General features: G+C 74.9%; 15 protein-coding genes. 10 read left to right on the forward strand and 5 right to left on the reverse strand.

Going from position 1 to position 14,034, the window contains the following annotated elements:
- Positions 1–363 precede the first annotated feature (363 nt).
- Together ACFTWP_RS40530 and ACFTWP_RS40535 are read left to right on the forward strand one after the other, a co-directional pair.
- A complete protein-coding gene (locus ACFTWP_RS40530; RefSeq protein ID WP_380270209.1) occupies positions 364–840 on the forward strand; it encodes a hypothetical protein in 477 nt (158 codons plus the stop codon).
- A gap of 221 nt (positions 841–1,061) precedes the next feature.
- Positions 1,062–1,637: a hypothetical protein gene (locus ACFTWP_RS40535; protein WP_380270210.1), complete on the forward strand. Its 576-nt coding sequence runs from the start codon at positions 1,062–1,064 to the stop codon at positions 1,635–1,637.
- Positions 1,638–1,799: 162 nt separating this feature from the next.
- On the opposite strand, the gene ACFTWP_RS40540 is transcribed toward ACFTWP_RS40535, so the two are convergent.
- Positions 1,800–3,071, reverse strand: a complete 1,272-nt coding sequence (locus ACFTWP_RS40540; protein ID WP_380270211.1) for a glycosyl hydrolase family 28-related protein — start codon at positions 3,069–3,071, stop codon at positions 1,800–1,802.
- 288 nt (positions 3,072–3,359) lie between these two features.
- On the opposite strand from ACFTWP_RS40540, the gene ACFTWP_RS40545 reads away from it, so the two are divergent.
- On the forward strand, positions 3,360–3,959 hold the full coding sequence (locus ACFTWP_RS40545) for a flavoprotein (RefSeq protein ID WP_380270212.1): 600 nt from the start codon (positions 3,360–3,362) through the stop codon (positions 3,957–3,959).
- A gap of 136 nt (positions 3,960–4,095) precedes the next feature.
- Here ACFTWP_RS40545 and ACFTWP_RS40550 read toward each other — a convergent pair whose 3' ends face one another.
- Positions 4,096–4,278, reverse strand: a complete 183-nt coding sequence (locus tag ACFTWP_RS40550; RefSeq protein ID WP_380270213.1) for a hypothetical protein — start codon at positions 4,276–4,278, stop codon at positions 4,096–4,098.
- A 148-nt stretch (positions 4,279–4,426) separates the two neighbouring features.
- Positions 4,427–4,651, reverse strand: a complete 225-nt coding sequence (locus ACFTWP_RS40555) for a hypothetical protein (RefSeq protein WP_380270214.1) — start codon at positions 4,649–4,651, stop codon at positions 4,427–4,429.
- A gap of 164 nt (positions 4,652–4,815) precedes the next feature.
- Here ACFTWP_RS40555 and ACFTWP_RS40560 point away from each other — a divergent pair, with 164 nt between their 5' ends.
- A complete protein-coding gene (locus tag ACFTWP_RS40560; RefSeq protein WP_380270215.1) occupies positions 4,816–5,418 on the forward strand; it encodes a TetR family transcriptional regulator C-terminal domain-containing protein in 603 nt (200 codons plus the stop codon).
- Positions 5,419–5,503: 85 nt separating this feature from the next.
- On the opposite strand, the gene ACFTWP_RS40565 is transcribed toward ACFTWP_RS40560, so the two are convergent.
- Positions 5,504–7,600, reverse strand: coding sequence for a hypothetical protein (locus ACFTWP_RS40565; RefSeq protein ID WP_380270216.1), 2,097 nt, complete (start codon positions 7,598–7,600; stop codon positions 5,504–5,506).
- 380 nt (positions 7,601–7,980) lie between these two features.
- Between ACFTWP_RS40565 and ACFTWP_RS40570 the strand changes: the two genes are divergently transcribed.
- From ACFTWP_RS40570 to ACFTWP_RS40580, 3 genes are all read left to right on the forward strand, one after another.
- Positions 7,981–8,601, forward strand: a complete 621-nt coding sequence (locus tag ACFTWP_RS40570; protein WP_380270217.1) for a hypothetical protein — start codon at positions 7,981–7,983, stop codon at positions 8,599–8,601.
- A 115-nt stretch (positions 8,602–8,716) separates the two neighbouring features.
- Positions 8,717–9,400 (forward strand): DUF3105 domain-containing protein, encoded by a 684-nt coding sequence (locus tag ACFTWP_RS40575; protein ID WP_380270218.1) that lies wholly within the window; start codon positions 8,717–8,719, stop codon positions 9,398–9,400.
- 134 nt (positions 9,401–9,534) lie between these two features.
- Positions 9,535–10,155, forward strand: coding sequence for a DUF305 domain-containing protein (locus ACFTWP_RS40580; protein ID WP_380270223.1), 621 nt, complete (start codon positions 9,535–9,537; stop codon positions 10,153–10,155).
- Positions 10,156–10,239: 84 nt separating this feature from the next.
- Here the strand turns inward: ACFTWP_RS40580 and ACFTWP_RS40585 are convergent, their stop codons facing one another.
- Positions 10,240–11,808, reverse strand: a complete 1,569-nt coding sequence (locus ACFTWP_RS40585) for an MFS transporter (protein WP_380270219.1) — start codon at positions 11,806–11,808, stop codon at positions 10,240–10,242.
- A gap of 354 nt (positions 11,809–12,162) precedes the next feature.
- Between ACFTWP_RS40585 and ACFTWP_RS40590 the strand changes: the two genes are divergently transcribed.
- From ACFTWP_RS40590 to ACFTWP_RS40600, 3 genes are all read left to right on the forward strand, one after another.
- Positions 12,163–12,678 carry a hypothetical protein gene (locus ACFTWP_RS40590; protein WP_380270220.1) on the forward strand — a complete coding sequence of 172 codons (516 nt, stop codon included), beginning with the start codon at positions 12,163–12,165 and terminating at the stop codon, positions 12,676–12,678.
- A 116-nt stretch (positions 12,679–12,794) separates the two neighbouring features.
- Positions 12,795–13,640, forward strand: coding sequence for a DUF4097 domain-containing protein (locus ACFTWP_RS40595; protein WP_380270221.1), 846 nt, complete (start codon positions 12,795–12,797; stop codon positions 13,638–13,640).
- 62 nt (positions 13,641–13,702) lie between these two features.
- Positions 13,703–14,034: ATP-binding cassette domain-containing protein (locus ACFTWP_RS40600; protein WP_380270222.1), on the forward strand; the 332-nt coding region annotated here is incomplete at its 3' end.

A 14,034-nucleotide genomic window follows, 5' to 3' on the forward strand; every position in this document is an offset into this window, starting at 1 on the left:
GGGCACTTCCAGGAAGTGCCCGGCGGCTCGACCCCGGCCGTCCGCGTTCCGGGAACTCCGGCCCGCCCGGGCCCGAGCGCCGACGTCACCTCGCGACGCGCTCGAAGAGCAGCGGGTGGTTTGCTCGCGCCCCACTCGTCCGAGGTACCGATCAGGTCCTCCACGGGTCGCGGCGAAGGTCGAACGGGAGGGCGCGGCGCGGGTGAAGGCGGTGGCCGAACGGAGCCGGGGTCGGCCGGTACGTCGGCCGGGTGTCAGGGGTCGGTTTCAGCAAGGCTCGGTCACGGGTCGGCAACTCGCCCGTCCGGGCGGCCGGTCGGGCGATACCGTCCCCCTCGCCCACCACCCGCCCCAAGGGGGATCATGCAGACCCGCACCACCACCCTCACCAGTCTCACCGTCACCGCCGTACTCGCCCTCGGTGCGACCGCTTGTGCGAGCGGCACCCCGGCGGCCCCCGCCGCCGAGCCGGCGGCCGTCACACCGGTGGCCACCAGGACGGCCGCCGCAGCACCGTCGGCGGCGGCGCCGCTCACCCCCGGCGCGCCCGCCTCCGTTCCCGGTGGCATCCCGCCCGTGCCGGACGCGGCCACCACCGCGAGGTACATCGCCGCCCTGACCGCGATCGACCCCGAGATCGTCGACAACAAACCGGACCGCGCCGTCAGTCGCGGCCGTGACCAGTGCACCTCGATCGGCACCTGGCCCAACGACCGCCAGCGGCTGGTCGACCTCACCGGGCAGCGCTTCACCTCCTCGAAGCACCCGGACGGCTTCGGGGCCGCGAAGGCGTCACGGATCCTCGACGTCGTCCACACCAGCCTCTGCCCGACGTACTGACCCCGGCACGGCACCGCGCCCCTCGGCCGGACCGGGCGCACTGCCTCCGGTCCGGCCGAGGAGCCCCTTCCACGCCCACGGACGCCGATCTGACGGTGCGTCAAATCGGTCGACCAGGGCCACCGCGGATCCGGGACGGCCGCGCGACTGCGCCCCCGTACTCGAAGAGCCTCACCCGGGACCGTTCCTCCGCACCCCGACGACCACACCAGGGGACCCTCATGCCCTTCCGTGCCTTCACCCTCCGCGCCATCACCCTCCCGCCCGTCGCCGCACTGCTCGCGGCCACGGCGGCCTGCTCGTCCGCCCCGCCCGCCGCGGCGCCGCCGGCTGCGGCGGTCGCGGTGAACAGCCAGGCCGTGCCCGCCTCCGCCGCCGGCACGGCGGCACCGGTCCGGGACGCCGCCGCCGTGACGCAGCAGCTCGTCAGGACGATCCCCAGCGTGAAGCCGACCGTCACGTACGACGGGACCAGCGATCCCAACGGGAAGATCGGACGACCGCACCAGTACGTCAGCAAGACCGCGTTCGACGACACCCGGGTGAGCGGACTGCCGAAGGCCAAGGAGGACGAGTCCCCCGGTCGGCGCGACTCCATCTCCTACGGCGGCACCGTCGAGGTCTTCGCCTCCGCCGAGGACGCGAAGGCCTGGGCGGACTACGTCGACCAGGCTCAGCAGACCACCGGCGGGCTTCGCGCACCCGACTACATCTTCCGGAACGGAGCCGTCGTGGTGCGGGTCTCGCACCTGCTGACGGCCGATCAGGCGTCGGCCTACGGGCGGGCCATCGCCTGATCCCGGCTACCGGCCCGCCGGCTCCCGGCCCGCCGGCTCCCGGCCCGCCGATTCGCAGGCCCCGGCCCGCCCGGGCCGGTGCGGACCCACCCGCCCAACCGGCGAGCGGGTCCGCACCGGCCCGACCCGGGGGTGATCAGGGCGACAAGTGGTGCTCCGGCGTCACGGGTTGAGCGCGGTCCAGGTCCAGGCTCCGCCGACCCGGACGTAGAGGCGCTTGTTGACGCTGTCGACCGCGAGCGTCCCGTCCGCCGGGGTGCGGGTGAAGGAGGCGTCGCTGACCGGGCCGGCGACCAGGCGCAGCGGAGGGTTCGGCTGGTGCTTGGTGGGGATGGTGCCGCCCTGCTGGCTGCCGCTGTTGCTGTAGCTGTTCTCCACCCGGAAGTCGCCGGCGCTGGAGCTCTCGTAGTAGATGTGGCTCCCGGTGGGGTTGGTCATGTACGACCCCACCACGTTGCGCAGGACGGCGGTGGTACCGGGGCCCGCGTACAGGTCGATCCCCGAGTTGACCGTCGCGACCAGGCGGTTGGCGACCAGGACGTTCTCCAGTGCGCAGCTCATGCCGGCCCAGGCGATGATGTTCTGCGGCGTGGACCAGCCCGCGGCGAATCCGCCCGCGAACGCGTAGATGTTGGTGGCGTAGACGTGCTTGCAGGACGCGTCGATCTTGAGGTGCGGGCCGCCCTGCATCTGGGAGGTCTCGAACTTGCAGTCCGTGATGTAGATCCCGTTGGGGTTGTTGCCCGACACCGGGCCCTGGGTGATCCAGAGCGCGCCGGTGCCGAAGGCCTCGAACCGGCAGCCGACGAAGTGGATCTGGTTGACGTTGTCGGCGCTGGAACCCCAGCCGGTGGTGGCCGAGTTGTTGCGCAGCCAGACGTTGGGCTGGGTGGTGCTGCCCGCCGGGCCGGTGCAGGACTCGACGACCAGGTTGTAGAAGCGGGAGTCCCAGAACTCCACACCGTCGATGCACAGGTCGTCGTTGCTCGACATGTAGAGGTCGCGGAAGTAGCAGTTGTCGTTGTAGTACAGCTCCAGCAGCAGGCCGGTGCGGTGGTTGCCGTTGAACCCGAGGTCCTCGACGGCGCAGTAGCGCCGGTGCGAGGCGCCGCTCGGGTCGGTGCCCGTCCCGGACATCCGCAGCAGGATGCCGTTGCCGCCCTTGACCAGCGTCGCGGCCTTGCTGCCCGCGCCGACCAGCCGTACCCCGTTGCCGCCGACGGTCAGCGCCGGATTGCCGCCGGCGGGTGTCACCAGGTACTTCCCGCCGGGGAAGTAGACGGTGCCGCCGCCGGCCGTGGCGGCGGCGGTGATCGCGGCCTGGACCGCCGCCGTGTCGTCGGTCGTCCCGTTGCCGACCGCGCCGTAGGCCTTGACGTCGAACCAGTCCGACCCGCCGGTGGCCGCCGACGCCGGCGCCGCCCCCGCAGCCATCGCGACACCTGTCAGCCCCGCGACGGCGCCTGCGAGCAGGGCCCGACGCCGCGTGCTGTCCCCCGAGGTCCCCGATGTGATCACTGATCTTCCTCCCGTTGCGTCCCGCCGCGCGACCGGTGTCACGAGGCTCGCGACAAGATCGCAGCGGTGGTGAGGGGCAGTCAAGCCGCTTTCCACGGTGGGCGGACGACCTGCGACACGGTCGCGACCGACCGTTCGGAGAGGGCCCGGCGCCGGTTCCGGCGGGCGCTTGCGCGGGGACGGCGGGCGGGGTTGCATGGGCGTATGCCGAGTGATCGTGTCCTCCACCTGCTGGGATCCGCCGCCGAACCCGTTCTGGGTGTCCGCCGGGCGGTCGAGCGCGCGCAGGCACGGGGCTGGGAGGTCTGCCTCGGACTGACCGCGACGGCGGCCGACTGGCTGGCCGACGACCTTCCCGCGCTGGAGGCCCTGACCGGCCACCGGGTGAAGCAGCGCTACCGGCGCCCGGGCGACCCCGAGGTGTGGCCGGCCCCGAACGCCGTGCTGCTGGCACCGGCGACGTTCAACACGCTGAACTCCTGGGCGCTCGGCATCACCGACTCCTGGGTGGTCGGCTTCGCGTCGGAGGCCATCGGCAAGGGCGTTCCGCTGGCCGCGGCGCCGTGCGTGAACGGTGCGCTGGTCGCGCATCCGCAGTTCGGCCGCAGCCTGGCCACCCTGCGTGCGGCCGGCGTCCTCGTGCTGCCGACCCCGGAGGGCTCGGCGGCGGACGCGGCCGGGCCGACCCTGCCGCCGGGCGAGGAGCCCGGGGCCGAGCCGCCGGGCTTCGACTGGGAGAGCGCCCTCGACGCGGCGGAGCGCGCGGTGGAACGAGCCGTGGAACGGGCGCTGGGACGCACCTGACCGAGGCGGGGACGGGGGCCGGAGTGCGGGCGCGGGCGCTGCCGGGGTGACCGGGCGGACGACCGGGCACGTTGTCGCGGTCGGGGCGTCGCGGTCAGGACGTCGCGGTCGGGGCGTCGCGGTCAGGACGTCGCGGTCAGGGTGCGTGGTCCTCGGGGCTGGGGATCAGTCCGCTCTGGCGGGCGGCCGTCTCGGTGTCGGGCTCGGGCGGCGCCGTCCGCTCGCCGCGGGTGGCGGACGTGCAGAGCGCGAAGACCGTCAGCACACTTGCGGCGCCCAGCAGGATGCCGGCGGCGGTGAGGATGCGGAGCCAGGTCACGGTTGGCCTCTCGGGGGACGAGTGCGGGTTCCGTGGCAGATATCGGCGCGTTCATGCCGGGAGGCGAGTACCGGGTCCGGTGAAGCGCCTTGATCGCGCCGGGGGCTCACGACCGGCGCGCGGCGGCGGTGAGCCCTGCTCTGCATACCTACTTGTCGTACTTCCCCAGGTCGTCGGCGGTCGGCCCGTGGGCGCGGTGCGTCGCGATCGACTGGTCCGTCGAGCGGGCGACGTGGATCCGGGCGGTCCGCTGCTCGTCGGCCGGCCGGCCGTCGACGCTGTCGGCGGACGCGGCACCGCGGGCGACCAGCCAGGTGGTCAGCCCGAGCACCAGGACTCCCAGGACTGCGACGAAGATGATCATAGTGAGCACAGCGGCCCCCTCGCGTTGTCCGTCGACCGTGGTGTACCCGCCGCACCGGCCGGCCGAACCGGACGCGGCGACACCCGCCCCGCCCCGGCTCCCGCCCACCTGCCCGGCGCCGGCGGCCACGTATCGTGAGGGACCGACCCGGCCCCTCAGGAGGAGAGCAGCAGATGGCGGACCCCCGGCCGCGCCGGCCGGCGCGCCCCCGCGAGGAGGTGTTCGCCGTCGCCCGGGCGGCGATCGCCGAGCACGGGCTCGCCGGGCTGACCATGGCGGGCCTCGGCAAGCAGCTCCAGATGAGCGCCGGACACCTGCTCTACTACTTCGGCAGCAAGGACCAGCTGCTGCTGGAGACCCTGCGCTGGAGCGAGGAGCAACTCGGCGAACGGCGACGCACCGCCCTCGCCCGGACCGAGGACGACGTGTGGGAGCGGCTCTCGGCGTACACCCGGCTCTACCTGCCGGAGGGCCCCGGGGATCCGCGCTGGGTGCTCTGGGTCGAGGTCTGGGGACGCTCGCCGGCCAGCGCGGAGATCCGCCAGGGCCAGCTGGAGATCGAGGCTCCCTGGCAGGCCGACCTGGTCGCCCTGATCGAGGAGGGGACGGCCGCCGGCGTGTTCGCGCCCGGGCCGGCGAACGACCGCGCCGTACGGATCCGGGCCCTGCTCGACGGCTTCGCCGTGCCGCTCGCGATCGGACTGCCCGGGGCAAGGCGGGTGGAGGCCCTGGCCCAGACGGCGGCGGGTACGGCCGCCCTGCTCGGCAGGAGCTGACCGGGCCGGTCACCGGCGCGGCCCCGACGACCGAACGGCCGGAAGAACGAACGACCGGGCCCTCGGGCCGGTCCGGGCCCGGCCCTCACTCCGTCCAGACGGCCGCTGCGGTGCGGTCGTCCGCGTAGCCCTTGGCGCGGACCTGGACCTGCCGCAGGAAGTCCACCGTGCCCGGCGGATGCGGGTGGGCCCAGTGCGAGGCGAGGAAGTGGGCGACGGCCGGCTCCTCGGCGATCGGCCCGGCCAGACCGGGCGTGCAGAGCAGCAGGATGTCGCCGGGCGTGGCCGGGACCAGCCGGAACCGGAAGGGGCGCGGATCGGGCACGGACGGGTCGGGGACCGGCGGTCGCCCGTCCGGATGGTGCAGCAGCCGGGCCGCGTACGCGTCGATCCAGTGGCCGGAGCGCAGCAGGTAGAGCCCACCGGGGCCGACCCCGAAGGCCGCCCGGTACGAGGCGTCCGGGTCGAGCGAGAACAGCAGGCAGTGCAGCGAGCCCGGGTGGGCCGGGTCGGTGCCCTCGCCGTCCTGCGCCGGCGCCGCGGGCGACCCGTCCGCGGGGTGCGCACCGCCGGCGACCGCGCGCAACGGGGCGGACGCGCTGGTGGCGAGGCGCTGGAGACCGTAGCGCAGCCGGTCGCGGGCACCGTCCCGGAGGTCGGCGGCCAGCTCGGCGCGACTGCGGCCGATCGCGGCGGCCAGCTGGCGGCAGGCCTCGGCGGTCGCGGCCGTCACCTGCCGGGCCGGCGGCGCGGGCTGCCCCTCGGCCCGGCCGAACCCGGCGAGCGCGGCCAGCACCAGACCGCCCGGACCGTCCCCGAAGCGGGTCACCAGCAGCGCGTCCCGGCGTGGCTCACCGCGGTAGCGGGCCGAGTCACCCCGCACCGAGGCCGCGCGCAGGGTCGACGCTCCGTACTGGGCGCCCTCCAGCGCGGTGTCCGGGACGATCACGCCGAGATCGTGCGGATCGGCCGCCGGGACGGCGGTCGGCTCGGGCCCGTAGGTCGGCGGGCGCTCTCCGACGTGCGGGACGGGCGGATCGGTCCGGGTGAGCGCGGAGCGGCCCGAGGGGCGGCCCGCGACGGGCGGGGCGGGATCCGCCGGGCGGTGGGGACCGCGCCGGTCGGGGACTCCGGGCTCGGCGGCGGGGGCGGCGGCATCGGAGGTGTCGGGCTCGGCGGGAGCGGGAGCGGGAGCGGGGGCGGGGGCGGGGGCGGCAGGGGCAGCGGGGGCGGGGGCGGGGGCAACAGCGGGGGCGGCGGGCTCAGGCGTGGCCGCCGACGCGGCGTCGGCGGCCCAGGAGGGGGCGGGGAAGCGGTGCGTCCCGTCGTCCTCGACCGGCGCGGGCCCGGCAGGCCCGGCAGGCTCGGCGGGCACGGCAGGCTCAGCGCGGACGGTGGCCTCGGCGGGCACGGGACGGGCCGGCGCCGACCGTACGGGCGCGGGCTCGACCGGCGGTGGTGCGGTGTCCTGCTGCCCCGGGTCGGACCCCATCGGTTCCGGAACGTTCGTCGGAACGGGCGTCAGAACAGGCGACGGGACGGGGACCGGCACCGGCTCCCGTACCGGGGCGGGCACCGGCGTCACGGCCCCGTCGGTCGTCCGCTGTGCGCCGATCACGCCGACGGCGGTGTCGAACCAGTCGTCGAGGCTGGGCTCCCCCTCGCCGCCGCCCGCGGGTGCGGCGGGCCCGGGGGCCGCCTCGGGGGGCGCCTCGGGATTCCGGCCGACAGTCCCGCCTGACGGGTTCTCGGGCTCCCGCTCCGCTGCCGGCCGGGTCGCCCACTCCGGCCGCCTCGGCTTCGCCGACGCGGTCGCGCTCACGGCCGGGCCCGGGTCGGGCGCGGCGGTGGCGTTCGCCGAGCCGCTGACGCCCCGTTCCCCGGTCACGCTCGGCGGCTCGGCCGCCCGGACCGGCTCGGGCGCCGCCTCCGCCGCCGGCGTCACCCGATCCCGCACCGGTTCCGCCACCGGCTCGACCGGCTCCGGCTCGACCGGCTCCGCCTCGGCCGGACCGCGCTGGGCGCCGATCATCCCGGCCGCGGTCGCGAACCAGTCGTCCACGCTGCCCTCCCCCGCCACGGCGCCCGGGGTGTCCGGGAGGGTGCCCGCCGGCCCCTCGTACACCGCGTCCCACCAGCCGTCATCCGGCCGGTGCCGCGCGGTTGCGCCCTGGTTGGTCATCTGGCGGCTCCTGGTCCTGTTTGCCGTCCCCCGGCGGGGCGCGGGGGCTCTGCCGAGCGGGCCGCCCGCCGACCCTCCCGGGGCCCGTCCGGGCCGGCGGTCGAGGGCCGGGGAGCGTCCCGGACTCGACGTCATTCTCCCCGTGCACAACGACGCTGTCCGGGTTTCGGGGACAACTCCGCACCGATGGGGGGATGTCAGGACGAGTGGGCGGAGCGGGTCCGCGGGCGCCCGGGAGGCCGCGGCGGATCCGTTGCGTCCCGCTCTGCCGGAAGTGCCCCGAGCGGTACGGACTCCGGGGCTGGTCGGGTGGGGTGAGCTCGAAAGTGGGGACCCCGGAGGGGCATCGCTTCACTCGTTCGGCTGATTAATATGTGCGCATGACCGCGTCGGCGCCCAGAGCACCCCGGCCGGGGAGGGCCGCTGTCGCGGGCCGCCCGGTGGGCGCTCTGTGGTCCCTGCTGCTGGTCGGACTGCTGACCGTAGTGCCCTGCGCGGGCAACGCCCGGGCGGTCACCCCCGAGGCGGCCGGTGCCGTGCTCGCCCCGCTTCCCGGGCCGCCCGCACCGGACCGGGCCGCCACGGCGAACGGCGGGTCGGACTCGACGCCGGACAGGACGTCGGACACGGCGCCGGACAGGACGGCGGCCCGGACCGGAGCAGCCGCACCCTCGGCCGTACCCGTTGCCGCACCGGACCGGGCCGATCGGCAGGCGCACCGCGCCCCGCACGGCCACAACTCGGCGTGGCAGGACGGGGACGGCCCGGACCACGCCCTGTGCTCGGCCGTCGACGACCTCCCCCGGCGCGGCAACGGGTGCTCCCGCCACCCGTACTGCGCGCAGGAGTCGCAGCTGCCGAACGCGCCCCCGCAGCCCGTGCCCGCCGCGCTGCCCCGGCTGGTCACCCTCGGCGCCCTGCCGCCGAGCGTGCCGGTGAGCGCCCCGGCCGCGCACCTCCTCGCCCCCGACCTGCACGAACTGCAGATCCAGCGGTCCTGAGCGGAACCCACCGCCGGCCCCGCCCGCAGTCACGGACGGGCCGACGGCTCCGCGCCTTCTGCCACCTCTCATGCCGTCGTGCCCTGAGCGCACGACGGGGACAAGGACATCTCCGATGGGTTCCGCCTCCAAGCAGTCCAGCAAGTCGAACAAGCCCTCCGGGAAGCAGGCCGGTCTCGACCGCCGCGCCCGGATCGCCGAGCTCCGCGCCGAGGAGCAGCGCCGGGACCGCCGCAACAAGGTGATCGCCGGGTCGATCGCCGGTGTGCTGGTGATCGGCGCGATCGCCACCGGCAGCTGGATCGTGGTCGACGCCAACAACAAGAAGAACGCCAAGCGCGCCGCCGCCGAGGCCGCCGCCAACGCGACCATCGACGGCGTGCAGACCTTCGACAACCTGAGCCGCAACCACGTCCAGACGAAGGTCACCTACCCGCAGACCCCGCCGGTCGGCGGCGACCACAACCCGGTCTGGCTGGACTGCATGGGCCACGTCTACGACCAGCCGGTCGAGAACGAGCGGGCCGTCCACTCCATGGAGCACGGCGCCGTCTGGGTCACCTACAACGCCAAGGCCACGCCCGACGACATCAAGGCCCTGTCCGAGAAGGTCTCCGCCACCCCGTACTCGCTGCTGAGCCCCTACCCGGACGAGGCCGGCACCATCACCCTCAACGCCTGGGGCACCCAGCTGACCGTGAACAGCGCCAGCGACCCGCGGATCGGCACCTTCTTCGCCAAGTACGTCCAGGGCAAGCAGACCCAGGAGCCCGGCGCCTCCTGCACGGGCCCGCAGTGAGCCGCCGCAAGGCGGTGAGCCGCGCCGGGGCCGGGACGCCCCGGCTGCGGCCGTCCGAGGAGGACACCGTCGTGAACGGTGAGCGCGAGGAGCGCGAGGACGCGGAGACGGGCGGCTCCCGGAACCGCCGCAAGCTGTGGTGGCCGGCCGCACTGGCCGCCTCGGTGGCGCTCTGCCTGGGCGTGCCGGCCCTGGTGGCGAGCGGGACCAGTGCCTCCGGCACGGTGTCCGCCGCCCCGGCCACCGACTCCCCCGAGGCCGGCTTCGCCCGGGACATGGCGACCCACCACCAGCAGGCCGTCGACCTGTCGTTCATCGTCCGCGACCGGACGTCCGACGGCGCCGTCCGCAACCTGGCGTTCGACATCATCAACACCCAGGCCAACCAGCGCGGCATGATGATGGGCTGGCTCGACCAGTGGGGGCTGTCGCAGTCCTCCCAGGCCAAGCCGATGGCCTGGATGAAGATGGGACACGAGTACCCGCCGCACGACGGTTCGCTGATGCCGGGCATGGCCACCAACACCCAGTTGGAGAAGCTGCGCGGGCTCAGCGGGCGCGAGGCCGAGGTCGCCTACCTGCAGCTGATGCTGGAGCACCACAAGGGCGGCGTGGAGATGGCCCAGGGGTACGTCGACCTGGCGTCCAACGAGTCGGAGAAGCGGCTCGCGCAGTCGATGGTGATCGGGCAGACCTCCGAGATCAAGCTGATCACGGACATGCTCGCGGAGCGCGGCGCCAAGCCGGGCTCCTGACCCCGGCTCGGCGACGCCGCGGCCGCGCGTTGCCGGGCGACCGTTCAGCCGGGTGGCCGGGGTGCGGTGGACGGGCCGTCGGCCCTACGTCCGCCGCACCCCGGCGGCGCGTCCGCCGAGGACGGCCGCCGCACCGGCGAGGGCCACCAGCACGAGGAGCACCGCCCGCCCGCCGGAGACCGGCCCGGCGAGGTGCACACCGAGCACCGGCAGCGCGGTGCCGAAGGCCGTCCCCAGGCTGCGGACCATGTTGACCATGCCACCGCCCACCGCCGAGCACTCCGCCGGGATCAGGCGCATCACCAGGGCGTTGTTGGCCGGCAGCAGCAGACCCAGTCCGTAGCCCACCACCGGCAGCGCCACGACCGCCGACGGCACGCCGCCCGGCAGCAGGGCGAGCAGCACCAGGCCGGCGCCCGCCGTCGCGGCGCCCCAACGGCAGCGCACCCCGTCGGACCAGTGCCCGGGCAGCAGGCGGCCGCCGACGGTCGCGGCCAGGGCGAAGGCCGCGGGCAGCAGGGTGATCACCAGCCCGGCCCTGGCGACCGGGACGCCGCGCGCGGCCAGCGTCATCGGGCCCAGCACCAGCGGGCAGAACAGCAGCAGGTAGCCGAGCAGTGCCACCGCCAGCCCGGCCCGGACGCCCGGCGTGTTGACCAGTCCGGGAGCGATGATCGGCCGTTCGGCACGCTGCTCCTGCCGGGCCAGCGCGACCGCGAGCGCGGCCGAGGTGAGCAGCAGGACGGACGGCGCCCAGCCCGGCAGCGGCAGGCCGGAGGCGGTGGAGAGCGCGAGCAGCAGCGCTCCCGAGGCACCGGCGAGGAGCAGCAGCCCGAGCAGGTCGAACCCGCCCCCGCGTGCCCGCACCCCGGTGGCCGGGCGGTGGACCACGGACGGACCGTGAACCACGGACGGGCGGCGGGCCACGGGCGCGAGGGGTGTGCGGCGGGGATCGGAAGGGCGAGCGCCCGGGTCGGGCCGGGGGGCGCCCGGGTGGGTCCGGGGCAGCAGGAACCAGCCGGCCAGGATGCCGAGCAGACCGATCGGGACGTTGATCCAGAACGCCCAGCGCCAGGAGGCGTGCTGGACCAGGAGCCCGCCGAGGGTCGGTCCGAGGGCGAGTCCGAGCCCCTGGGCGGCGGCCTGGACGCCCAGCGCACCGCGCATCGCCCGTTCCGGGACGCCCCGGGCCACCAGGGCCACGCTGTTCGCCTGCATCATCGCGCCGCCCACCGCCTGGACCGCCCGGAACGCGACCAGGACCCAGAGGCTGCCGGCCAGCCCCGCCCCCAGCGAGGCGGCGGCGAAGACCGCGAACCCCCAGAGGTACATCGTCTTGCGGCCGACCAGGTCGGACAGCCGGCCGACCGGCGCCAGCAGTGCCACCAACACGAGCAGGTACGCCAGCGCCACCCACTCCACGGTGGCCAGGTCCGCCCGGAAGTGCCCTTCCAGGGCGGGGAAGACCAGCGCGGTGATGCTGGCGGTCAGCTGGCCCAGGAACGCTCCGAGGCAGACCGTGCCGACCGCCAGCCAGTGCGCGTGGCGCCAGCCGGCGACCCCGCGCGGCCGCGGGTGCTCGACGAACAGCCGGCTGCCGAGCAGGCGGGAGACCGGCGGGAGCGGCAGGCCGGCGGGGTGATCGGTGGACATGGAGCAAATATATCGGACACCGATGTATTCGGTTGACGAGCTTCTCTGCCAGGGAGACTGTCCATCGACGATGGACCGCGCAGCACCCTCCGAGGGCCGGAACGGGCAGGCCCCCATTGCCGGTGATGCCACCCTGGCGCCGCCCGACACCACACGGCACCACCTGGCGCCACCCAGGCGTCATTCCGACGCCACCATGCAGCCCCGAACGGCCCTCGCAGCCAGGTGGCACCACGGTGACTCAGCTCGCCCCCTCCGTGTTTCCGCAGTTCACAAGGGAAATGGCACCGTCGACTCCACCCGAAGCGCCATTCAGACTTGCGCATGGCGCCATAGTGGTGCCACTATTGCGTCATGGACCTCACCCCGTATGTCGACACCCTCCGCCGCGAACTCGCGGTGGCCGCCGAAGCCGGTGGGGAGGACGCCCGCGAGCTGGCCGAGCGGCTCACCGCCCCGCTGGAGTCGGCGACCCGCCTGACGATGCTCAACGTGCTCTCCGCCGCGATGGACGAGATCACCCGCGAGCTCGCCCCCGGCTCGGTCGACGTACGCCTGCGCGGACTGGACCCCGACTTCGTGGTCACCATGCCGCCCGGCAGCGGCCACGCGGACGCGGCCCCCGCACCCGTCGAACCGCTCAGGACGCAGGCACCCGCCGAGACCGACGAGGGCGGAACCGCCCGCGTCAACCTGCGCCTGCCGGCCCACCTCAAGGTGCGGGCCGAGGAGGCGGCGAGCCGCGAGGGCCTTTCGGTCAACGCGTGGCTGGTACGGGCCGTGTCGGCCGCGGTCGACGGCGGCAGCCGGCCCGGTACGACGGAGCGGGCCCGCAGCGTCGGCCAGAGCTTCACCGGCTGGGTGCGCTAGCCGCACCCGCGCCACGTCACCTGCGCCACGTCACCCGCACCACTTCACGCACCACGTCACCCACACCGCGTCCCACCAGCGGGGACACCCCGAGGACTCACGAGGACGGTACAGCCATGCCTTCTTTCGACACTCCCGAACCGATCTCGGTCGTCGCCCACGTGTACGCCGGATCCATCCGCTTCACCGCCGGCGACCGGCTCGACACGGTCGTCGAGGTCCAGCCCCGCGACCCGAAGCGGGACCAGGACGTGCGCTCGGCCGACCAGACCGAGGTCACGTACGCCGGCGGCGTGCTGACCGTCAGGACCCCCAAGGCCCGCAATCTCGTCGGGCGCACCGGCACCGTCGACGTCTCGGTCGAACTGCCCACCGGCTCGGGCATCGACGTGACCGGCTCATGGGCCCAGGTACTGGGCGAGGGCCGGCTCGGCGAGGTCCGGGTGAAGACCTCGTCCGGTGACGTCCGCCTCGACACGACCGGGCCGCTCCGGCTGACCGCCTCCCACGGCTCGATCACCGTCGACCGGGTCGAGGGCACGGCCGAGATCACCACCAGCTCCGGCAGCCTGCGGGTGGGCACCCTCGACGGTGCCGCCGTCCTGAAGAACTCGCACGGCACCACGAACGTCGACGCCGCGACCGGCGACCTGCGGGTGAGCGGGGCCAACGGCGACATCAGCATCACCCGCGCCGAGGGCTCGGTCGTCGCCACCACCGCCCACGGCACCCTGCGCGTCGCCGAGGTCGCCCGCGGCAGCGTCCAGCTGGAGACCTCCTACGGCGCCATCGAGGTCGGCATCCGCAAGGGCACGGCCGCCTGGCTCGACGTCAACTCCGGCCACGGGCAGGTGCGCAACACGCTCGCCGACTCCGCGCCGCCGGAGCAGAGCGAGGACACCGTCCAGGTCCGCGCCCGTACCCGCTACGGCAACATCGACGTGCGCCGCGCCCGGGTCTGAGCAGCGGCTCCGCCGACCGGTCCACTCCCCCAGTCACCTCTTCCTCCGAACGGGAGGGCTCCATGCCTTCATCTGTCATGCCCACGCCCAGGAACCCCGGTCCGCAGTCGCCCGCCGCCGTCTCCGCCGTCGGGCTGCGCAAGTCCTACGGCGACAAGACCGTGCTCGACGGCATCGACCTACGCATCCCGGCCGGGTCCGTGTTCGCCCTGCTCGGCCCGAACGGCGCCGGCAAGACCACCGCCGTCAAGATCCTCTCCACCCTCGTCACCGCCGACGGCGGCCAGGCCCAGGTCGCGGGCCACGACCTCGCCACCGCTCCCCAGGCGGTGCGCGCCGCGATCGGCGTCACCGGCCAGTTCTCCGCCGTCGACGGCCTCATCACCGGCGAGGA

Source organism: Kitasatospora sp. NPDC057015 (assembly GCF_042673745.1).
Classification (GTDB): Bacteria; Actinomycetota; Actinomycetes; order Streptomycetales; family Streptomycetaceae; genus Kitasatospora.